The sequence below is a fragment of the Ferroacidibacillus organovorans genome, assembly GCF_001516615.1.
Classification (GTDB): Bacteria; Bacillota; Bacilli; order Alicyclobacillales; family SLC66; genus Ferroacidibacillus; species Ferroacidibacillus ferrooxidans_B.
Window position 1 is genome coordinate 146,363 of the sequence record NZ_LPVJ01000009.1, and the last position, 20,359, is coordinate 166,721.

Below are 20,359 nucleotides of genomic sequence, written 5' to 3' on the forward strand. Positions count from 1 at the left end.
ACACTGCATAGATTGCCCAGGAAGACTAGAAATCATTTGCGTATCCGCGTATACTACAACTACATTGCCATAGTGTCATGAGCGAATGAACATCGTGGGAGAGTGCGCGTATCCTGCGCCGCCGAAGGAGCAAGGGGAGGGGAGCGGTCCCTAACCGAATCTCTCAGGTATAAAGTACCGCGATGGGACGCCACTCTGGAGAGTGTCGACATTTTGTCGGCCACCCACGGGGAACACTGCGCGAGCAGCCGAACTCTCAGGTTTGAGGACAGAGGAGACCCGAAGCTTATTCGGTGTCTTCTTTTTGCGTTTTGGCGCCAAATACCCGAACTTTAATAGGAAGAGTCTTGAGAGGGGGAGTAAAATGTCCTTAAAACGCACGCCACTCTATTCTTTGTATGAGCGCTACGGCGGCAAAACGGTGCCATTTGGCGGGTGGGACATGCCTGTCCAGTATCGCGGCGGCATCTTGCAAGAACACATTGCCGTACGCACGCAGGTGGGGCTTTTTGACGTGTCTCATATGGGGGAGTTTGAGTTTTCCGGTGCGGACTCCGAGTCGGCGATCAATCGCTTGATAACAAATGATGTGACGCGTCTTGTGGATGGGCAGGCGCTCTACTCGCCTGTGTGTCATGAAAACGGCGGAACGGTGGATGATGTTCTTGTTTATCGATTTGCGGCTGATCGCTTCATGGTCGTTGTCAATGCGTCGAACATTGAGAAAGATCTCAGTCATTTTCGTGCGCATGAACCAACCGTAACCATCAAGGATCGCTCGCAAGAGACGGCGCTTTTGGCGCTGCAAGGTCCGCAGGCAGTGGATTTGCTTGAAAGCGTCGCGGATCAATCCGTCAGGGACCTCCCTTATTACCACTTTTTACAGGACGTCTCCGTCTTAGGAATCTCATGCATCGTGTCGCGAACAGGATACACTGGAGAAGACGGGTTTGAACTCTATGTGTCGCATGAGGATGCACAGGCTCTCTTTGGCGCACTTGCTGAAAAGACAAATTTCCCGGTCACTCTCGTTGGACTTGGGGCGCGCGACACGCTTCGTCTTGAGGCGCGACTGCCGCTGTATGGTCACGAGTTAAGCGATACAATCACGCCGCTTGAAGCGGGATTATCACCTTTTGTGAAGCTTGACAAGGGGGCGTTTGTTGGCCGCGCTGCACTCGTTGCCGAACGGGAAAAGGGGAGCGCGCGCAAATTGATCGGCTTTGAGCTGACGGAGCGAGGTATCGCCCGCGCTGAGTGTGACGTGTTTATGGATGGGAAGCGGATTGGATTCGTCACATCTGGCACGTTTTCGCCTACACTGCAAAAGAGCATCGGGCTTGCCCTTGTCGAAGCTCAGCATGCCGAAATTGGTAAAATGTGCGAAGTTGAGATTCGCGGGAAACGATTGCAAGCCGTCTTTGTGAAGACACCTTTTTATCGGAGAACTAAAACCAGTTCGTAATGCGGAAAATTGTAAAGCAGGATGGGGATGGATATGCAATCATTTAGCTATATTCCAAACACAGAGCAGGATCGACGCGAGATGTTAAAGACCATTGGCGTCGCATCGGTGGATGACCTTTTTGCGGATATTCCAGAGTCTGTCCGTTTTAAAGGGATGCTCAATCTGCCGGATGCGCTGAGCGAATTTGAGATGATGAATGAACTCAAAAGGCTCGCTCGCCAGAATGTCTCGCTGGAAGACGCGATTTCGTTTCTCGGTGCAGGTGCTTACCAGCATGTGATTCCAAGCGTTGTCGATGCGATGATCAGTCGCTCCGAATTTTATACTGCCTATACGCCTTATCAACCTGAGATCAGCCAGGGAATTCTTCAGGCCATTTTTGAGTATCAGACGCTCATGGCTGAGTTGACTGGACTTGATGTGTCAAACGCCTCGCTCTATGACGGCGCGACTGCGATCGGTGAAGCGGCGATGCTTTCCTGTTCGCATACAAGGCGCAATCGCGTGTTGGTGAGCGCTGCAGTCAATCCGGATTATCGCGCTGTGCTCGAGACCTATGCGCGTGGTCAACATGTGGAAACGGATATCATCGCAGAGATCGATGGTGCTACAGATCACGCTGAGCTTGCGGCAAAACTGCAAGACGATGTCGCGGCAGTCGTCATTCAGTATCCCAATTTTTTTGGCACGATCGAAGACGTGCGCACCGTTTGTGAGATGGCCCACGCAAAAAAAGTGCTCGTGATTGTATCGACAAATCCAATCGCGCTTGGACTTTTGGAGTCGCCTGGGGCGCTTGGTGCGGATATTGTCGTCGCTGAAGGGCAGCCACTTGGGAATTCGCTCTCTTTTGGCGGCCCATATCTTGGGATCATCACTGTCAGGGAACCGCTTTTGCGAAAACTCCCAGGCCGGATTGCCGGACAGACGGTCGATCGTGATGGCCGTCGCGGCTTTGTGCTCACACTTCAGGCGCGCGAACAGCATATCCGCCGCGAGAAGGCCTCCTCAAACATCTGCTCCAATCAGGCGTTAAACGCGTTGGCTGCATCAGTTTATCTAAGCTACATGGGGCCAGACGGGTTGTACGATGTTGCAAAGCAGTGTCTGGCAAAGGCGCACTATGCGCGCGACCGCTTTATGAATGCAGGCGCAAAGGCGGTTCATCAAGCACCGTTTTTCCACGAATTTGTGCTTGATCTTGGGGCTCAGTCTGATCAGGTGCTCGAAGCGCTAAAAACAGAAAACATTTTTTTTGGCGTTCCTCTTAAGAATCTTGGCGCGCGCTATGAACATGCGGTGCTTTTGGCCGTGACTGAGGTTCACTCGAAGAGCGCCATTGATGAAGTGGCGAACCGACTGGAGGGATTGCTGTGAGCCGACAGGCAGAAGACTTTCCGCTCATTTTTGAGCGAAGCAAACCAGGTCGCAAAGCGTACAGTCTGCCAGCCCTCGATGTGCCAGAGGTGGATCTCAGCGCGGCGATTCCTGACGGGTATGTGCGAAAAGAAAAAGCGGCGCTCCCAGAAATCAGTGAGATAGACTTGGTTCGCCACTATACGGGACTCTCGACGCGAAACCATGGCGTAGATTCGGGATTTTACCCACTTGGCTCTTGTACGATGAAGTACAATCCAAAGCGAAACGAGCAGGCGGCGCGGCTGACAGGATTTTCACAGATCCATCCGCTTCAGCCGACGGAGACGGTACAAGGGGCGCTGACGCTTCTTTATCGACTCCAGAATCACCTCGCTGAGATCACAGGAATGGATGCAGTGAGCCTTCAGCCGGCCGCCGGCGCGGCGGGTGAGTGGACAGGTCTCATGATGATTCGCGCGTATCACGAAGCGCGGGGAGAAAAACGCACGCGTGTCATCGTGCCTGACTCGGCGCACGGTACCAATCCGGCTAGCGCGGCAGTGGCCGGATTTACGACCATTACGATCCCGTCAAATGAACGCGGAGGCGTCGATCTCGAGGCACTTCGCGAGGCCCTCGGGGACGACACGGCGGCGCTCATGCTGACAAACCCGAGTACGCTTGGTTTATTCGAGGAAGACATCGTGGAGATCGCAGATCTCGTTCATCGCGCAGGCGGTCTGCTTTATTACGACGGCGCGAATGCAAATGCGATACTTGGACAGACAAGACCTGGCGATATGGGTTTTGATGTCGTTCATCTCAATCTTCACAAGACATTTACGACGCCGCACGGCGGCGGCGGACCGGGTGCGGGGCCTGTTGGTGTCAAGCGCGACTTGATCCCTTATCTCCCTGTACCGCGCATCGTGCTACGAGAAGACAATCTTTATGATCTTTCGTTTGACGCCAAAGCATCGATCGGCAAGGTTAAAGGCTTCTACGGAAACTTCGGCATTCTTGTGCGGGCCTATGCGTACATTCTCACGATGGGACCCGTTGGACTCAAACGCGTCTCTGAAGATGCCGTGCTAAACGCAAACTATCTGATGAAACGACTCTCCAAAGCGTATGATGTGGCGTTTGATCGCACCTGTAAACACGAGTTTGTGCTCTCCGGACGCGCCCTGAAGAAAAGCGGCGTTAAAACACTCGATGTCGCCAAACGAATTCTTGATTTCGGATACCATCCGCCGACGATCTATTTTCCGCTTAACGTTGAGGAAGCGATGATGATCGAACCAACCGAAACAGAAAGCAAAGAGACACTTGATGCATTCGTTGAAGTGATGCTGCAAATTGCAAAAGAGGCAGAAGAGTCACCGGAGATTGTAAAGAATGCGCCGCATCAAACCGTGATCAACCGGTTGGACGAAACCCAGGCAGCGCGCTCGCCTGTGCTTCGGTATCGAAAACCAGCGGTTCTGTGATACAATCATCCGAGACTTGCGGGGAGGTCTAGCATGCAACACATTCTTGTCTTGCACGGTCCCAACCTGAATTTGCTCGGAATGAGAGAGCCCGAAGTTTATGGACGCGAAACACTCGCCGATCTTGACGTCAAATTGCACGCGTTGGCAGACGCGCTCGCTGTGCGCGTGTCATCTTTTCAGTCAAACAGCGAAGGAGCACTGATTGACGCACTCCACAATGCGCGAACGACATGCTCTGGCGTGATCATCAATCCAGGTGCATACACACACTCGAGTTATGCGATTCGCGACGCGATAGCCGCAATCAACCTGCCGACGATTGAGGTGCATCTGTCAAACATTCACGCGCGTGAAGCGTTTCGCAGCACTTCGTTAATTGCGCCGGTTTGTGTGGGACAAATTGCGGGCTTGGGGATGGTCGGCTACGAGCTTGCTCTGCGCGCGCTGGCAACGCGATTCGGCGTTTGAGGTGGCCTGTCTTCACTTGATTTAAACAGGAAGGAATGGATTTTGCGATGATTTCAAGCAATGATTTTCGCACCGGAACGACGATTGAATACGACGGCCAGATTTGGCGCGTCATTGAATTTATGCACGTTAAGCCGGGCAAAGGCGCAGCGTTTGTCCGCACGAAATTAAAAAATATCCGCACAGGCGGCGTAAAGGAAACCACGTTTCGCGCGGGTGAAAAAGTTGCGCGCGCGCGGATTGAGAACCGTCAGATGCAATACCTCTATTCGGACGGGGACAATTACACGTTCATGGACAATGAGACGTTTGAACAGTTGAACCTTTCGCGTGAGATGCTTGAATATGAGATCAATTTTCTGAAAGAAAACATGGTCTGTGTTGTTGTTTTATACGATGGACAAGCGATCGGATGCGACCTGCCAAACACAGTGGAACTTGAAGTTGTCGAAACCGAGCCGGGAATTCGCGGCGATACGGCGACAGGCGGCAGCAAACCAGCAAAACTTGAAACTGGATATACGGTAAATGTCCCTTTCTTTATCAATCAAGGAGATCGTCTCTTGATTGATACACGGTCCGGGCAGTATATCTCCCGCGCTTAGGGAAATAGCTTTGCGTACTTTTCGAATAAAAAAGGCGTCCTTCGGGGCGCCTTTTTTACGCCGTAATCACGTGTTGGGATTTTGCCGAGGGCTTAAAAAAACTGAGCACAAGAATCATGCAGAGCAGAAAAATAACCAGAAAAACGACAATCCATTTCGTGATCATTGCAACCCCTGAACCCATTCAAGACTCCCCTTCACACCGCGCGTTCTCCCCATGATATGCAATCGCGCGAAAAGCGCCTCAGACAAAAGGCCAGCGCTTGGCAAGTCTAGCAGTGAAAGATCCATTTGGTATAAACGTTCAACCTGTCCCATATACATGGACTAACCTTTACGAGATGGGGGATCAATGTTGCCTCATCCATCCACAGAATGCCGTGACCACGCGTTGCGCAGCGTCTTGCCTTGGCTTCCGCAGGATCTTGCAGACGAACTCATCTGTCTTCCATCGTCGATTCGCGAGGGAATGGAAGAGATTCGCCTGCGCGCAGAGCGTCCTCTTGAAGTGAGCGGAAGTGAATCCCTGCTTCTCAAGAAAGTGACACGCGCACATCTTTTGCACGTGGTTCAAGCAATCACCGGTTCTTCACTCTATGCCGTTGAGGCAGATTTGCGGCGCGGCTATATCACGCTTCCGGGTGGTCACCGCGTAGGTCTCGCTGGGCGCGTTTCCCAGAGTGCACTGGCGCAGATTGAAACGATGACACAAATCGGCTCGTGCAATATTCGACTTGCGCGCGCTGTACCTGATTTTTCACGTCGTCTCGCGCCGATTCTTTTAAAACCATACGGCAGAGGAATTCGCTCGGCGCTGATTGTGGGCCCTCCGCGCTCGGGGAAGACAACGCTTTTGCGTGACTTGGCCAGAACGCTTGGCAACGGCACCTTTGATCGACGGCTGGCACGCTTGCGCGTGGCAATCGTTGATGAACGTTCCGAAATCGCCGCGTGTCATGAAGGCGTGCCGCAATTCGACGTGGGGGTATCCACGGATGTGCTTGACGCCGCTCCCAAAATTGCGGGAATGTCGATGATGCTTCGCTCCATGTCACCAGATGTGATCATTACCGATGAAATCGGTGATGCGGGTGATGCGGCGGCAGTCGCTGATGTCGCGCGTGCGGGGGTTACATTTATCGGCTCCGTTCACGGCGGATCGCTCGCGGATGTGCGCATTCGCCATCTGCTCACAGACCTCAGGGCGTCGGGCGCCGTGGAGCGATTTGTCTTGATCGGAAGATCGGGCAGGGATTTCGCGGTACAAAACGTCTATGATGAAACCCTTCGCGAGGTGACAGGATGGGCATCTCCTACGAGCAGTGGGTGGGAAGCGCCGCAGTCCTTGCTGCGACAACCCTGATTGGACAGGCGCTTGCCAATCGCATTCGCGACCGTCCCTCCAATCTGCGCAGGCTGTGTTCAAGTTTGCGCGTCCTTCAAACAGAAATCGGTTTTCGGCGCGCGCCACTTCGCGATGCACTCATGCGTGCGGGGGCGGCAGCGCGCGGTACACCCGTCGCAAAACTGTTCGAGGATGCGGCGGAAAAGCTTGCAAAGCCAGGGAGCACGGCAGTCGACGGTCTGGTTGCCGCGGTCTACAAACACCGTCTTGCGTGTTCCATGGAATTGGAGGATGCGCAGGTGATGATCGATCTCGCACAGTCACTTGGCGCAACGGGCGCCAGCGATCAAGTGGCATCCCTGCAGGCGTCGATTGCCATGCTTGAAGCGCGCGAACGAGAGGCGCTTATCGCACGTGATCGCTTTGCGCGCGTCTATCGAACACTCGGTATTTTGGCAGGCGTCGTCGTGGTCATCTTGCTGATCTGAGCGTTTTGCACATAAGGAGGACCACACAATGGGTCTTGATCTACAATTATTGTTTCAGATCGCAGTCATCGGCATCGCGGCGGCGATTCTCGGAACGCTTCTCAAACAGTCTGGGCGCGATGAGATTGCGACAATGGTCACCATCACGTCACTCATTCTTGTGACGGCTGTCGTCGTCACGCACATCAGTTCGCTCTTCTCACAAATTCGCGCAGTGTTTTTTACCCAATAAGATGCGATGACGATTCTACCTATTGTTCTCTTTGCCGTCGTTGGGGCGTTTCTCATCATGGTGTTGCGTGAAATTGCGCCGCAGGTTGCCTTTCTCCTGTCGCTTGTGATCGCAGTCTTGCTGTTCATCGTAGCGCTCCATCAAGTGACAGGCGTCCTTGCGCCACTTGAGAAATTGGCTGCAAGCGCCAATGTCAACCTCGTTTTTTTTGCGACCGTGGTCAAGATCATCGGCATCGCCTACGTGGTCGAATTTGGCGCACAGATCGCGCGCGATGCAGGGGTTGGCAGCATCGCGTCAAAGGTTGAACTGGTTGGGAAGCTGTTGATCGTCTTGCTGGCGCTTCCCATCGTCAATGCGGTGATCGATGCTGTTACCCATTTGTTGCCGTAAATGATGCACAAAAAAACGCCACTGGCGAGAGGAGGTGAAGCGATGAGAGCAAGTCGCTTGCGGCGCATGACGGTCAAAGTGTTAATGACGGTGATCATGTTTGGCTGGTTTCTCACAGCACTTCCGGCGCACGCGGCGGGTCAGGCCTTTGGGGTCTCCGGGCCGCCGCCTCCCACTGCGGCTGCGAACTCACCCGTGCCTGGGGGGGCAGCGTCGACGCCGGTGTCTCCAAGCCTTGACGCAAGACTTCTTGAGACAAACACCCAGACCACGGCGCTTACGTCAGCCTGGAACAAGCTTGGCGTCGATTACAACGGTTATGTGCCGGGCATTTCACAGGGGCAACTGGTTTCATCCTTTACCCCAGGCGCAACCTCCTTTCCCTTGATCAGCCAGCTTCAGGGTCTATTGCGCTACTTTTTTTACGCGCTCTACTCTGACACTCGTTTGATTGGCTCGATCGTGGTGTTGACAGTGCTCGCAGCAATACTCGAGACGATGCAGTCGGCGTTTGCGAGTGAATCGGTGAGTAAAATCGCTTTTTTTGCAGTCTATCTCGTACTCTTTGTCATCGCGCTCTCTTCGTTTCACGTTGCGACATCAGATGCCAATCAGGCGATTGGCACGATGACATCGGTGATGTACGGATCGCTTCCCGTGATTCTTTCGCTCATTGTCGCATCTGGCGGACTCACATCCGCCGCAGCGTTTCATCCGCTCATCATCTTCATCGTGAACACGATGAGTGTCATCGTCCAACACCTTGTCATGCCTCTGATTCTGTTTACGACAGTGCTCTCCATCATCAGTGTCCTGTCAAAGCAGTACAGGGTGTCTGAACTGGCCGGATTTTTACGTACCACCGCGCTTACCATCCTGGGTGTGGGATTGAGTGCTTTTCTTGGCATCATGTCTGTGCAAGGGCAGTTGGCACGTGTGGCCGATGGCGTTTCCCTGCGCGGCGCGAAGTATGTCGCGAGCAACTTGATTCCAATCGTTGGAAAGGCACTCTCTGATGCGAGCGAGTCGATCGCCGGGGCGTCCATTCTCGTCAAAAATGCAACAGGTTTTGCAAGCGCCGTCGTGCTGCTTTTGATCTGTGCGTTCCCAGCCATAAAAATCCTGGCGCTCTCCGTCATTTACAACGTCTCCTCGGCGCTATTGCAACCGCTTGGCGACACACCGATCATCTCGCTGCTCTCGACGATGGGAAAAAGCCTGACGCTTGTCTTTGCGGCGCTTGCCGCCGTCGGCCTGATGTTTTTCTTCTCGCTTGTCATCGCGATCTCGACGACGAACTCCGCCGCGTTTATGAGGTGATGACGCATGCTTCCAACTGCATCGGATTGGATAAGGCACCTGATTGTGACCATTCTCTTAGCCACCGTGCTAGAGTGGGTCCTGCCCAGTGGAGCCATGCAGCGCGTCACCAGAATGGTGCTTGGTCTTGTTGTCATGGCGATGTTGCTGAGTCCGTTGCGCGCTTTCGTGCTCGCGCACGGAAATTACAATCAGTTTCTCGCGTCGTGGTTTGGACCAGCGCTCAGCGCGCAAGCCGTGGGAAATTCAACATCGCTGTCCTACAGCAACGAACTGGCGCATACGCTGAAAGAGGACTTGTCCCTCGGCCTTTCTGTAAACGTGCTTGACGTCGTTGTACTGACAGGAAATCAGGCTGACAGTTCGTCACAAATCACAGGCGTGCGCGTTTTATTGGGGCCATCCCCGGCGCCAAAGCAGACGGCTGCCTTGGTGACGCAGCAGATTGCAATACAATTAGGGTTGAACCCAAGCGAGGTTCAGATCATTCAAGGATAACGACCGTGTGGGGGTGAGATTGTGCAGGATCTCGTGCGCCGCGTACTTGCCAACAAATGGCTTGTTGCACTTCTGGCCATCGGTCTTCTCCTGCTGGCGTTTGGCGCGTCGGGGGGGACTGGCAGCGGGGGGACGCCGGGAAACGGCGCGGCCCCTGTATCTGCGGTGACAGTGGGGCAGACGACGGCGGCAAAAGGTACCACCTTTGGCGGGAATACAGGCATGCGGTCGATCGTTTCGTACGAGAATTATTTAAATGCAAAGCTTGCGCACATGATTGACCAGATCTCAGGCATCAGCAATGCGCTTGTGATGGTCACCGTCGATTCGACACCGATTGCCCAGTATGGACAAAACACCACGACGAGCCGGCAAACCTCTTCGCAGCAGGGGACTGGCGCACAGACGTCGACAACCACAATTACTAGTTCCAATCAATTGGTCATGTCATCAAACGCCTCAGGTGGCAACACACCTGTTGTCATCGATGAACAGATGCCGCACATTTCAGGCGTATTCGTCATCGCAAAAGCAGCTGACACCGTGCAAATGCAAGCAGAAATCACGAATGCGGTGCAGGATGCGCTAGGCATTCCGAGTTATGAGATCACGGTATTGCCGCGCCGCTAATCGCGGATCTATGACATTAAAGGAGAGATTGAAATTGGTTAAACGTCAAACAGTTTGGCTTTCTGCGATGATGGTTTTTTCGCTTATGCTCATCGGATATTACACACTTGGGACGGCGCCGACGACCCCGGGCGGAAACACCGTCTCAACCAATGGTGGCACATCGCCAACGACTGTGAGCACAAATTCTGGAGGAACAAACCCCAGTGGCACAAAGGTGACGACAACAACCTCGGGATCGTCTATGACGTCGGGAAAATCACCGACAGTTCCGGTTTCGTCGAGTAGTGCATCCGACTGGTTTGTCTCCATGCAGATGAACCTTGAAAACTCACAGTCAAAGCTCATCCAGACGCTGCAATCGACCATTGGCGATCCACGTGCCAGCAACACAGTTGTTTCACAGGCGTACAGTGAGCTAAACGCCATTCAGTCGCAGCAATTGGCAGAAGGCAAGGTGCATGAACAACTTCTTGGCGCCGGGTATCCGGATTCTGTCGTGATCTATAACCCTCACGGCCGCATTCACGTGTATGTGCAGGCGTCCAAGCTGACTCCGCTTCAGGCAGTTTCAATCATCAACACCGTTTCGCAAACGACAGGGGTGCAGTCCAACTTGATCACGGTTACGGCGCACGCGTAAGGCGTGTGAAAAAAAGAGGGCGTCGCCATGACGTCCTCTTTTCTTGCCGCCGAATACGTGGGAATATGCTATACTGAAATCAATTGGGCCATTCACCAAGATTTGGTGATAAGGGCCGACATTTCGTGCATATTCGATTTGGAGTGAATGGTTTGATTAAGGTCGGCGATATTCGTGAACTGATTCGATTGCTCGATGAGACGAGCTTGCATGAGTTGCAACTTGAAGCAGGAGATGTGAAGTTAACCCTCAAAAAGGCGGACATGGCGACACCTGTCGTGTTTTCGGCACAACACGTCGCGCATTCTGCCCCGCCGGTTCAAGAAGTGTCCATACCGGCGGCCCCGTCGCAGCCAGTGCTTGAAGCGCCAAAGGAACGCGACCCTGTGGCGGCTGATCCCGAGGCCGGGACTGTTTTGATCAAATCGCCGATGGTAGGAACGTTCTACCGTTCATCATCGCCAAACGCCGCTCCCTATGTTGACCAGGGGAGCAGGGTCACAGAGAAGACGGTGGTGTGTATCGTGGAAGCGATGAAGTTGATGAACGAGATTGAGGCGGATGTGCGCGGTGAAATCGTCGAGGTGCTCGCCGAGAATGGACAACTTGTGGAGTTTGGTCAGCCGCTTTTTCGTGTTAAACTCGCGTAGATTTGGCGAAGCTTCTTATTTTTGAACGGGAGGTTTCCATGTTTAAAAAAGTGTTGGTCGCAAACCGCGGTGAGATCGCGGTGCGCATCATAAGGGCGTGCCGCGAGCTTGGCATCGCGACCGTTGCTATTTATTCAGAGGCAGATCGCGATGCGCTTCATGTGGCGATGGCAGATGAGGCTTACTGTGTGGGTCCCACATCGAGTCGGCAGAGCTATCTTAATATCGCAAACATCATGGCCGTCGCAACGTCTGTCGGTGCGGACGCGATTCATCCCGGTTATGGATTTTTGTCTGAGAACAGCGACTTTGCTGAAGTCTGCACCGCAGTCGGGGTCAAATTTATCGGTCCAAGTCCGCAAGCGATTGAGCAGATGGGTGATAAGGCGACTGCGAAAGCCACGATGAAGCGCGCGAACGTGCCGACGGTTCCAGGAACGGATGGGCTTGTCGAAAGTGTGGAAGATGCTCTCGCTGTCGCCGATGAGATCGGGTACCCTGTCATCATCAAGGCGACGGCAGGCGGTGGCGGAAAAGGGATTCGCGTGGTACACTCGCGAGATGAGTTGCGGGCGGCTTTGTCGCTTGCGCAGTCGGAGGCGGGGTCGGCGTTTGGAAATGCGGGGGTCTATCTCGAAAAGTTTCTCGTACGCCCCCGTCACGTCGAGATTCAGGTGCTCGGCGACCAGCACGGGCACGCGATTCATTTGGGTGAACGAGACTGCTCTGTCCAGCGCAGACTCCAAAAACTTGTCGAAGAGTCCCCCTCCCCGGCACTTACAGAAGAGATTCGCGCGCGGATGGGGGCGGCGGCGGTCGCGGCTGCCAAAGCGGTTCAGTATGAAGGTGCAGGAACGATTGAATTTTTGCTGGATGAAGACGGCTCGTTTTATTTTATGGAGATGAACACGCGAATCCAGGTTGAGCACCCTGTGACAGAGTGGGTGACAGGCATTGACCTCGTTCAGGAACAGATTCGCGTCGCATACGGGCACCCGCTTCGCTATCGCCAAGAAGATGTGGTACAGCGCGGACACGCGATTGAGTGTCGGATCAATGCGGAAGACCCCGACAGAAACTTCATGCCTTCTCCCGGGAAGATCACTGGCTATGTTCCTCCAGGCGGGTTTGGCGTGCGGGTGGATAGCGCGGCGTATACCGGGTATACCGTGACGCCGTTTTACGACTCGATGATTGCAAAGTTGATCGTTTGGGCTCCGACAAGACAGGAGGCGCTCGATCGGATGAAGCGGGCTTTGCAAGAGTTTCAGATTGAAGGCGTGCGCACAACGATCGGCTTTCATATGCGCCTCCTCGAACATCCCGCGTTTGTCGCGGGGGATGTCAATACGCGCTTTTTGGAAAACCATACGGTGTGACGGAGGGGAAACAAAAAATGGCGATTGAATCGGGTATCGTGCATTCGGAAGAAGCAGGGCTGCAAGGGGCGGGCACGACGCAGATTGCCAATGAAGTGATCGCGGTCATTGCGGGACTCGCGGCGACAGAAGTGCGCGGCGTTTCCGATATGAGCGGCGGTATTGTCGGTGGAATCGCAGAGCGACTCGGGCGCAAAAATCTCAGCAAAGGCGTGCGTGTTGACGTCACTCCCGACGAACAGCAATGCACGATTGACCTGTCGATCATCGCCGAGTACGGGTATCGCATTCCGGATGTCGCGCGCGAGATTCAAGAAGGGGTAAAGCGTGCGATCGAGTCGATGACAGGGCTTGAAGTCTTGGGTGTCAATGTGAGTGTGCTCGGTATCTCTTTTCGCGTAGAGGACCGGATTGAGGAAGAGAAGGTGCGCGTGTAAAGCGATTGACGCGCAGGAAACCCGGGTGCTTTCGATTTGATGTGATCGCGAGAAGAGGGATGCGGATTTGGGTGCATGGTATACGAGACTCTACGGCATATGCATTTTGCTGATTCTGGCCTGGTATGCGCTTGAACTGATGAAGGTCCCCTTGGTTGTGGATGTTACGCACGAGGTAGTCCTTGCACAAGGGCCGGGGTGGGTCGTGCTTGGCGCTTTGTTTTTAATGACGATTCTCCTGTTTTTTGCGCCGCCTCGTTCAACCAAAGTACACAGTTTTGTCAAGGCGACGCCGACAGGAGAGGTGCGCATTGGATTCGCTGCGGTGCGTGATGTCGCAAGCCGCACCGCGCGGCAAGTTCCTGGTGTCGACCGTTTGAAAACGGCAATCTCCGACGCCGAAGGCGGACTGGTCATCTCGATGCGCATTCGCGCGACGGCGGGTGTCAATCTCGCAGATATGTCAGAGACGATTCAGACGCGCGTAATGGATGCGGTTAAGGATGCGACATCGCTTTCAGTCAATGCCGTCCACGTTCAAGTGTCAGAACTATCTCCAGAGCCCACCAAGGCTTAAAATGGGGGTGCATTGCCGTGGAACGCTTGTGGGAACGGATCAAGCGGCTGAATGTTCTGCCAGGCCGCTACAAGGGCATGGCGCTTGGCGTTTTGGTGTGGGTTTTTATTGAGTTTTTTGGTTTTTTTCCAACCCTTTTATTGGCTGCGCTGATGGTCATAGGTTTCGCAGTCGGACGTATTTTTGATCGACCGCATGAATGGGAAGAATGGGTGAAGCGACTGCTTCAGTCCGATCCGTATGAATAATCTGGGCCTGGCTTTGAAGATGAAGTGGAGGTAAGGGAATGAGTCGGCACGGCTCGAGGGAATTGGCACTGCAGGCACTCTATCATTTAGATCTGAACCGCGTCGAGTGGGGACAGGCTGTCGCGATGACGCGCGCGATGATGGAGAGCGTTGATTATGACGATACGTATCTGACGCAGTTGATGCGTGGGATTACGGATCACCAAGAGATGATTGACAAAATTCTTGATCGCTACAGCCAGGATTGGGACGTTGATCGCATGCCGGGCGTGACCGCAACATTTTGCGCATCGGCGCGTTTGAATTGCTCTATGGTCAAGATATTCCGCCGGCCGTTGCGATGAACGAGGCGGTTGAACTGTCAAAGACCTACGGCACGGAGCGCTCTCCACGCTTTGTTAACGGCGTGCTCGCTGGGGTGCTTCGCGATTTGTCCGATCTTCATGGCGAGACCCAGGCGCACGGTCCGATGCCATGAGCAATGCCGATCTTTTTGTCGGTCTTGACACAAGCAACTATACGACTTCTCTTTGTGCTGTCTCGGCGTGCGGGGAAATCGTTTTTGAAAAGCGCCTTCTGCTTGAAGTGCCAAAAGGTGCGCGCGGCTTCGCCAGTCTGAGGCGCTGTTTCAGCATGTCCAGCGTTTGCCTTCATTTTTAAATGCGTGTTCGGCGCACCTTTTGGAGCAGCGGATAGCGGGGGTTGCGTGCAGTGACACACCGCGCAGAATGGCAGGTTCCTATATGCCTGTGTTTCTGGCGGGTCGCCTTTGCGCAGAGGCGCTGGCGCTTGGAGCAGGTGTTACGTGTCTGAAAACTTCTCATCAATCCGGACATTTGGCGGCTGGTGTAATGACGGTGGGCTGGATGGCTGAGAAAAGTTTGCAGCCTTTCCTTGCGATTCACGCTTCTGGAGGTACGACGGATCTGCTTCACGTTTCGTATGACGGGCGTGATTTTTGCGTTGAGACACTCGGTTCAAGTCTTGATTTGCATGTTGGACAATTCGTGGATCGCGTTGGGGTAAGTCTTGGATTGTCATTTCCAGCAGGTGCAGAGCTTGAGGTATTGGCAAAAACCTATCCGGATGATCTTCCGCTGCTTGAGTTGCCAAGTGTGGTAAGGCACGGCTCGCCCAGTTTTTCAGGTTCACTCACCGCGCTTGAGCGAGTGCGCCATGTTGCCGTTTCAGATGGACAACTTGCGGCATCCGTTTTTCGAGTCATCGCCAACACGTTTGAAAAGATGATTCGTTATGCCGTGGAACAGACGGGCACAAGGCGCGTCCTGCTCGTGGGCGGGGTCGCCTCCAATCAGCGCATCGCAAAGCGCCTGCAAGACAGATTTCTTGTCAAGAGAAGCGCCCGCAGCGCAATCGATCTTCGCGTGTGCGATCCGCGTTTCGCGTCAGACAACGCGTATGGTGTGGCACTTCTTGCGGCTTGGCATAACCATTTGTGACACCTGTGTGATCAGCCTTTCATTTTTGTTCAAAGGCTCATCATATCGTCACGAGAGAATCCTGTAGTATACTACTCGCATGCGTTGTTCGAATTTATACGTGATCTGGAGGGGACGAAGGATGTCAACACCGATGGAAGTGAAAGATCGCATTGATACAAAAGTCTATGATATTACGGTGATTGGCGGCGGGCCGACAGGGCTTTTTACTGCGTTTTACGCAGGTATTCGCGATGCGAGCACAAAAATTATCGACAGCCTGCCACAATTGGGCGGTCAACTCGCAGAGCTCTACCCGGAAAAATACATTTACGATGTGGCTGGATTTCCCAAAATCAAGGCGATGGATTTAGTCGATCAACTTGTCGAGCAAACGAAGCAGTACCACCCCACGCTATGCCTGAGCGAGAAAGTGACTGGGCTTGTCAAGCGGGACGACCAGGTTTTTGAACTGACGACAGACCGCGGTGTTCACTATTCCAAAACGGTGATCATCACGGGTGGAATTGGCGCATTTACTCCGAAGCCGCTACCCGTCTCCAATGCCCAGGCTTTTGAAGGAAAAGGAATTTACTATTATGTTGACGACATGAAAAAATTTGCGGGAAAGCGCGTCGTGGTCGTCGGCGGCGGAGACAGCGCGGTTGATTTTGCGCTTATGCTCGAACATGTCGCAAAGCAGGTCACACTTGTGCATCGGCGCGATCAGTTCAGGGCACACGAAGAGAATGTGAAGACGCTCTACGCTTCAGGCGTTGATGTGAAGACATTCTATGAGGTTCATGCGCTTGAAGGCGAGGATTGGCTCTCCTCCGTCACGCTTATTGAGAACCGCAGCAAGATGACGATCCGTGTAGAGGCTGATGCGATTGTGAGCAGTTTGGGATTCTCTGCATCGCTTGGTCCGATCCTCAATTGGGGGCTCACGATTGAGGATAATGCGATTGTTGTGGATACCCGCATGGGGACGAACATCCCAGGTGTTTTTGCGGCCGGAGATATTGTTACGTATCCGGGAAAAATCAAATTGATTGCGACAGGATTTGGCGAGGCTCCAACGGCTGTCAATCACGCGAAGATTTATCTAGACCCTACTTCAAAGCTTCACCCAGGACACAGCAGCAGTCGCAAAGGATGAAAGCGAGGGCGATCCCAAAGGCGATCGCCCTTGATTGATCAGGAGGGATTTCACATCGGAACGATCATCGATGGCGCGTACTGGGCGGGTGTCAGCCGCCAAGAAACTGCGCAAAAGGTCCAAGCCTTGAAGGAAAAGGGCATTACACCAAGGCTCGTGGTTCTGTTGATCGGGGATCACCCCGCGTCTGCGAGCTATGTTCGCGGAAAAGAAAAGGCCGCATGGAGTGTTGGGATCGAGTCTGAGATCATGCGGTTCCCGGCTGAAACGGATGAACAGGTCATTCTTGACACCCTTGACCAATTAAATCAGGACCCGCACGTGCACGGGATTTTGGTGCAGTTGCCACTCCCGGCGCACATGAATGAGCAGCGCGTTGTTTCGCGGGTTTCATTTGAAAAAGATGTGGACGGTTTTCACGAGCGAAATGTCGGAGCGCTCTCGATTGGCACGAATCGCATGGTACCTTGCACACCGCTTGGTGTCATGGAGCTTTTGCGTTACGAAAAGATTGATATCACGGGGATGCACGCGGTAGTCATCGGGCGCTCGAACATCGTTGGCAAACCGATGGCGAATCTGCTCTTGCAGGCAAATGCCACCGTGACGATTTGTCACTCGCGGACAAAAGACATGCGCACGCTCACGAGGCAGGCGGATCTACTCGTCGCGGCAGTTGGCATCCCGCGCTTTGTGACTGCGCCAGATGTGAAAGAAGGCGCCGTCATCATCGATGTGGGCATCAATCGGGTGGATGGCAAGATTTGTGGTGATGTCGATTTTTCGTCCGTTGAACCCGTCGCTTCAAGAATTACGCCTGTGCCAAAGGGCGTGGGTCCCATGACCATCGCAATGCTATTGGCAAACACCGTGCGCGCATCGCAAATACAGCACCGAGTGTAGGGGAATCTCATGGAGCGAGTCCTCAGTGTCTTCGAGTTGACGCAAACAATAAAGACGGTTCTCACGCGCACGCCGGATTTACAAAATGTTTCGGTGCGTGGCGAGATTTCGAATTTTAGCAGACCACAGAGCGGACATCTCTATTTTACGTTAAAAGATGCGCTGTCGCGTGTTAAAGTCGTCATGTTCGTCAGCCGCGCGCGCTCTTTGCGGGTGGAACTGCGCGATGGAATGAGTGTGGTCGTAAAAGGTTCAATCGACGTGTTTGAACGTTCAGGCGAGTACCAGATGTATGCAGATGAGATTGCGCCAGACGGCGTTGGCGCGCTGTACGTTGCGTATGAGCAGTTAAAAGAAAAGTTGCAGGCAGAAGGTCTGTTTGATGCGTCGCGCAAGCGCCCAATCCCTGCTTTTCCGACGCGCATCGCACTCGTCACGTCGCCAACGGGTGCGGCTGTGCGCGATATGCTGACGACGCTTCAAAGACGGTATCCACTCGCGGATGTTTTGGTCGTACCTGTTGCGGTTCAGGGCGCAGAGGCGCCCGCACAGATTGCGGAGGGCGTCCGGCTGGTTTCCGAGCGCGGCCTTGCGGACGTGATGATCGTGGGGCGCGGCGGCGGTTCTTTTGAAGAACTGTTCGCTTTTAGTTCAGAGCTAGTCGCGCGTGCACTTGCGTCTTCTCGCATCCCGGTCATCTCTGCCATCGGTCACGAGACGGACGTGACGATTGCAGATTTCGTCGCTGATCGACGGGCGCCTACGCCAACGGGTGCGGCAGAACTCGCGACGCCTGACGCCACATCACTTTTGCATCGTTTGGAACAGGCGCAAATGCGCATGACATCCACAATGAATCTGCGTTTAAAACAGGCGCATGCACGTTTTGAACGCGTCGCTTCACGGCACGTCCTCACGGATCCTCTGCGGGCGTTTGATGGATTTCATCAGCGTGTCGACCATTTGGAGCGGCAACTCGAAGGTGGTGTGAAGGGACGCATTTTGGGAACTGTGCGGCGTTTGGATGGACTTGAGCTGCGTCTTTCCAAAAATGCGCCGTTTGACCGCGTTGCGCAGATGGGGCGAAAGCTTGACCAACTGGCGGAGCGTCAAGAGCGTGCACTGCAAAAGTTGCTAGAAGATGCGAACCAAAGGGTCGCGCGGGCAAATGCGTATCTCGAATTGCTCAATCCACTGGCTGTTCTTGATCGTGGCTATGCGGTCGTTCGAGGCAAAACAAAGGATGCGCCAGTGATCACCTCAATTGCGCACGTGCAGCCGGGGGATGCCGTGACGCTGCGCATGATGGATGGCACACTGGACTGCCAGGTATGGGGGGTTTTTGATGATGAAGCAAAAAGAGAGTCAGGCTGATCAAGCGATGCCTGCAGCGCTTGATGAACAGATGTCCTTTGAGTCGGCGCTTATCCGCCTAGAAGAGGTTGTGCGCGTGCTAGAAAGTGGCGAATTGTCACTGGATGTAGCCCTTTCAACCTATCAAGAGGGGATGCAGTTGGTCGGATTTTGCCGAGAGCGCTTAAAGAACGCTGAACAGCGCGTTGAGCAGGTTACAGCCGCTCAAGGTGAACTGTTGCACACGGCGTTTTTGGCGGAGGAGATCAAAGGTTGATTCAGACGGTGGAGCAGCAATGGAGCCAAATGCGTGATGTCATTGAAGAATCGCTGCGCGAATATCTTCCGGAGCAACAATCAAGCGCTGCGCGTTTGCTTGACGCCATGACGTACAGTTTGCTTGGCGGCGGAAAACGGCTTCGGCCGACACTGCTTCTCATGACGGCGCGCGCGTGCGGACTTCCGATTGAGCGCGTATTGCCGGCGGCTTGTGCGGTAGAGATGATTCACACCTATTCACTCATTCACGATGACTTACCTGCAATGGATAATGATGACTATCGTCGCGGCAAACTGACAAACCATAAACAATTCGATGAGGCCACCGCCATTCTGGCGGGTGACGCATTGCTCACACTTGCATTTGAGACGATTTTGTTGTCGGATTTGGATGCGCAGACGAACATGTCGCTCGTGCGTGAACTCTCCTTTGCAAGCGGCGCGCGCGGTATGGTGGCGGGGCAAATGCTTGATCTCTTGGCGGAGGGCCAAAGCATTACGGATGAACAACTCGCAAAGATTCACGCAAAAAAAACAGGTGCTCTCTTGCGCGCTTCGGTTCGCATGGGTGCGCTCGCCGCAGGCGTAGACCAACCTACGCTGCACGCTCTTACGATTTACGCAGAATCCATTGGACTGGCCTTTCAAATCCAGGATGACATTTTAGATGTCACAGGCGACAAAGCATTGCTTGGTAAACAGACAGGCGGCGATGTCGTCTTACAAAAGGCTACGTACCCTGCACGCTATGGCGTATCGGGTGCGCGCGAGCGCGTCAAAGAGTTGACTGAGCATGCGGTAGACGCTTTGAAAAAACCGGATCTTTCTTTGGAACCGAACGTATTGATTGAGATGGCATATCTTCTAACAGAGCGGGTTTTTTGAATAATGATTAGGCACGTGTGAAAAGTGCAGTTTGTACAGCGTCTTTTTCATGCGACACAAACTGTAGCTAACGCCGTGACCAAGCCAGCCATCAAAAAGAGGTGTCGC

Annotated in this window: 25 protein-coding genes, 1 pseudogene and 2 riboswitches; of the genes and pseudogenes, 25 read left to right on the top strand and 1 reads right to left on the bottom strand. The window is 53.7% G+C overall.

The window, feature by feature from the left end; genetic code table 11:
* Positions 1 to 85 precede the first annotated feature (85 nt).
* Positions 86 to 190, top strand: a riboswitch (glycine riboswitch).
* 3 nt (positions 191 to 193) lie between these two features.
* Positions 194 to 274, top strand: a riboswitch (glycine riboswitch).
* A gap of 90 nt (positions 275 to 364) precedes the next feature.
* Genes gcvT through efp form a run of 5 tightly spaced genes read left to right on the top strand, consistent with a single transcriptional unit; the run spans position 365 to position 5,393 of the window.
* Entirely contained in the window at positions 365 to 1,465 is a 1,101-nt protein-coding gene (gene gcvT, locus ATW55_RS03720; protein ID WP_067712567.1) for a glycine cleavage system aminomethyltransferase GcvT, read from the top strand.
* 33 nt (positions 1,466 to 1,498) lie between these two features.
* Positions 1,499 to 2,845 carry an aminomethyl-transferring glycine dehydrogenase subunit GcvPA gene (gene gcvPA, locus ATW55_RS03725; RefSeq protein WP_067712572.1) on the top strand — a complete coding sequence of 449 codons (1,347 nt, stop codon included), beginning with the start codon at positions 1,499 to 1,501 and terminating at the stop codon, positions 2,843 to 2,845.
* The gene (gcvPB, locus tag ATW55_RS03730) at positions 2,842 to 4,317 is read left to right on the top strand and encodes an aminomethyl-transferring glycine dehydrogenase subunit GcvPB (RefSeq protein WP_067712575.1); all 1,476 of its coding nucleotides are present in this window, start codon (positions 2,842 to 2,844) and stop codon (positions 4,315 to 4,317) included. Before gcvPA ends, gcvPB begins: the two co-directional genes overlap by 4 nt.
* A 33-nt stretch (positions 4,318 to 4,350) precedes the next feature.
* Positions 4,351 to 4,788, top strand: a complete 438-nt coding sequence (aroQ, locus tag ATW55_RS03735) for a type II 3-dehydroquinate dehydratase (RefSeq protein ID WP_067712578.1) — start codon at positions 4,351 to 4,353, stop codon at positions 4,786 to 4,788.
* 47 nt (positions 4,789 to 4,835) lie between these two features.
* Complete coding sequence (gene efp / locus ATW55_RS03740; RefSeq protein ID WP_067563228.1) at positions 4,836 to 5,393, top strand: elongation factor P; 558 nt, start codon at positions 4,836 to 4,838, stop codon at positions 5,391 to 5,393.
* A gap of 162 nt (positions 5,394 to 5,555) precedes the next feature.
* On the opposite strand, the gene ATW55_RS16240 is transcribed toward efp, so the two are convergent.
* Complete coding sequence (locus tag ATW55_RS16240; RefSeq protein WP_160327156.1) at positions 5,556 to 5,717, bottom strand: hypothetical protein; 162 nt, start codon at positions 5,715 to 5,717, stop codon at positions 5,556 to 5,558.
* A 31-nt stretch (positions 5,718 to 5,748) separates the two neighbouring features.
* Here ATW55_RS16240 and ATW55_RS03745 point away from each other — a divergent pair, with 31 nt between their 5' ends.
* From ATW55_RS03745 to ATW55_RS03845, 20 genes and pseudogenes are all read left to right on the top strand, one after another.
* On the top strand, positions 5,749 to 6,756 hold the full coding sequence (locus ATW55_RS03745) for an AAA family ATPase (RefSeq protein ID WP_201024922.1): 1,008 nt from the start codon (positions 5,749 to 5,751) through the stop codon (positions 6,754 to 6,756).
* On the top strand, positions 6,696 to 7,226 hold the full coding sequence (locus tag ATW55_RS03750) for a stage III sporulation protein AB (RefSeq protein WP_082685513.1): 531 nt from the start codon (positions 6,696 to 6,698) through the stop codon (positions 7,224 to 7,226). The genes ATW55_RS03745 and ATW55_RS03750 overlap by 61 nt, the downstream gene beginning before the upstream one ends.
* A 28-nt stretch (positions 7,227 to 7,254) precedes the next feature.
* Positions 7,255 to 7,458 carry a stage III sporulation protein AC gene (gene spoIIIAC / locus ATW55_RS03755; RefSeq protein ID WP_067712588.1) on the top strand — a complete coding sequence of 68 codons (204 nt, stop codon included), beginning with the start codon at positions 7,255 to 7,257 and terminating at the stop codon, positions 7,456 to 7,458.
* A gap of 6 nt (positions 7,459 to 7,464) precedes the next feature.
* A complete protein-coding gene (gene spoIIIAD, locus ATW55_RS03760) occupies positions 7,465 to 7,851 on the top strand; it encodes a stage III sporulation protein AD (protein WP_067712591.1) in 387 nt (128 codons plus the stop codon).
* A gap of 42 nt (positions 7,852 to 7,893) precedes the next feature.
* Positions 7,894 to 9,171: a stage III sporulation protein AE gene (spoIIIAE, locus tag ATW55_RS03765; protein WP_067712594.1), complete on the top strand. Its 1,278-nt coding sequence runs from the start codon at positions 7,894 to 7,896 to the stop codon at positions 9,169 to 9,171.
* 6 nt (positions 9,172 to 9,177) lie between these two features.
* Positions 9,178 to 9,669 carry a stage III sporulation protein AF gene (locus ATW55_RS03770; protein ID WP_067712597.1) on the top strand — a complete coding sequence of 164 codons (492 nt, stop codon included), beginning with the start codon at positions 9,178 to 9,180 and terminating at the stop codon, positions 9,667 to 9,669.
* 21 nt (positions 9,670 to 9,690) lie between these two features.
* Positions 9,691 to 10,299 carry a hypothetical protein gene (locus tag ATW55_RS03775; protein ID WP_067712601.1) on the top strand — a complete coding sequence of 203 codons (609 nt, stop codon included), beginning with the start codon at positions 9,691 to 9,693 and terminating at the stop codon, positions 10,297 to 10,299.
* A gap of 34 nt (positions 10,300 to 10,333) precedes the next feature.
* The gene (locus tag ATW55_RS03780) at positions 10,334 to 10,942 is read left to right on the top strand and encodes a SpoIIIAH-like family protein (protein WP_067712604.1); all 609 of its coding nucleotides are present in this window, start codon (positions 10,334 to 10,336) and stop codon (positions 10,940 to 10,942) included.
* 152 nt (positions 10,943 to 11,094) lie between these two features.
* A complete protein-coding gene (gene accB / locus ATW55_RS03785) occupies positions 11,095 to 11,592 on the top strand; it encodes an acetyl-CoA carboxylase biotin carboxyl carrier protein (protein ID WP_067712609.1) in 498 nt (165 codons plus the stop codon).
* A gap of 38 nt (positions 11,593 to 11,630) precedes the next feature.
* The gene (accC, locus tag ATW55_RS03790; RefSeq protein ID WP_067712612.1) at positions 11,631 to 12,971 is read left to right on the top strand and encodes an acetyl-CoA carboxylase biotin carboxylase subunit; all 1,341 of its coding nucleotides are present in this window, start codon (positions 11,631 to 11,633) and stop codon (positions 12,969 to 12,971) included.
* A gap of 17 nt (positions 12,972 to 12,988) precedes the next feature.
* A complete protein-coding gene (locus ATW55_RS03795; RefSeq protein ID WP_067712615.1) occupies positions 12,989 to 13,408 on the top strand; it encodes an Asp23/Gls24 family envelope stress response protein in 420 nt (139 codons plus the stop codon).
* 67 nt (positions 13,409 to 13,475) lie between these two features.
* Positions 13,476 to 13,985, top strand: coding sequence for an Asp23/Gls24 family envelope stress response protein (locus ATW55_RS03800; RefSeq protein WP_067712618.1), 510 nt, complete (start codon positions 13,476 to 13,478; stop codon positions 13,983 to 13,985).
* A 17-nt stretch (positions 13,986 to 14,002) separates the two neighbouring features.
* A complete protein-coding gene (locus tag ATW55_RS03805; RefSeq protein ID WP_067712622.1) occupies positions 14,003 to 14,233 on the top strand; it encodes a DUF2273 domain-containing protein in 231 nt (76 codons plus the stop codon).
* 38 nt (positions 14,234 to 14,271) lie between these two features.
* A pseudogene (gene nusB / locus ATW55_RS03810) lies at positions 14,272 to 14,711 on the top strand (transcription antitermination factor NusB).
* Between the two features lie 145 nt (positions 14,712 to 14,856).
* Positions 14,857 to 15,693: a hypothetical protein gene (locus tag ATW55_RS03820; protein ID WP_082685517.1), complete on the top strand. Its 837-nt coding sequence runs from the start codon at positions 14,857 to 14,859 to the stop codon at positions 15,691 to 15,693.
* Between the two features lie 121 nt (positions 15,694 to 15,814).
* Positions 15,815 to 16,831, top strand: coding sequence for an NAD(P)/FAD-dependent oxidoreductase (locus ATW55_RS03825; RefSeq protein ID WP_235586980.1), 1,017 nt, complete (start codon positions 15,815 to 15,817; stop codon positions 16,829 to 16,831).
* A 30-nt stretch (positions 16,832 to 16,861) separates the two neighbouring features.
* On the top strand, positions 16,862 to 17,734 hold the full coding sequence (locus ATW55_RS03830; protein ID WP_423742945.1) for a bifunctional 5,10-methylenetetrahydrofolate dehydrogenase/5,10-methenyltetrahydrofolate cyclohydrolase: 873 nt from the start codon (positions 16,862 to 16,864) through the stop codon (positions 17,732 to 17,734).
* 9 nt (positions 17,735 to 17,743) lie between these two features.
* Positions 17,744 to 19,108 carry an exodeoxyribonuclease VII large subunit gene (gene xseA, locus ATW55_RS03835; protein ID WP_067712634.1) on the top strand — a complete coding sequence of 455 codons (1,365 nt, stop codon included), beginning with the start codon at positions 17,744 to 17,746 and terminating at the stop codon, positions 19,106 to 19,108.
* On the top strand, positions 19,083 to 19,364 hold the full coding sequence (gene xseB / locus ATW55_RS03840) for an exodeoxyribonuclease VII small subunit (RefSeq protein WP_235586981.1): 282 nt from the start codon (positions 19,083 to 19,085) through the stop codon (positions 19,362 to 19,364). Before xseA ends, xseB begins: the two co-directional genes overlap by 26 nt.
* Positions 19,361 to 20,251, top strand: coding sequence for a polyprenyl synthetase family protein (locus tag ATW55_RS03845; protein WP_235586982.1), 891 nt, complete (start codon positions 19,361 to 19,363; stop codon positions 20,249 to 20,251). The genes xseB and ATW55_RS03845 overlap by 4 nt, the downstream gene beginning before the upstream one ends.
* The last annotated feature ends 108 nt before the right edge of the window (positions 20,252 to 20,359 follow it).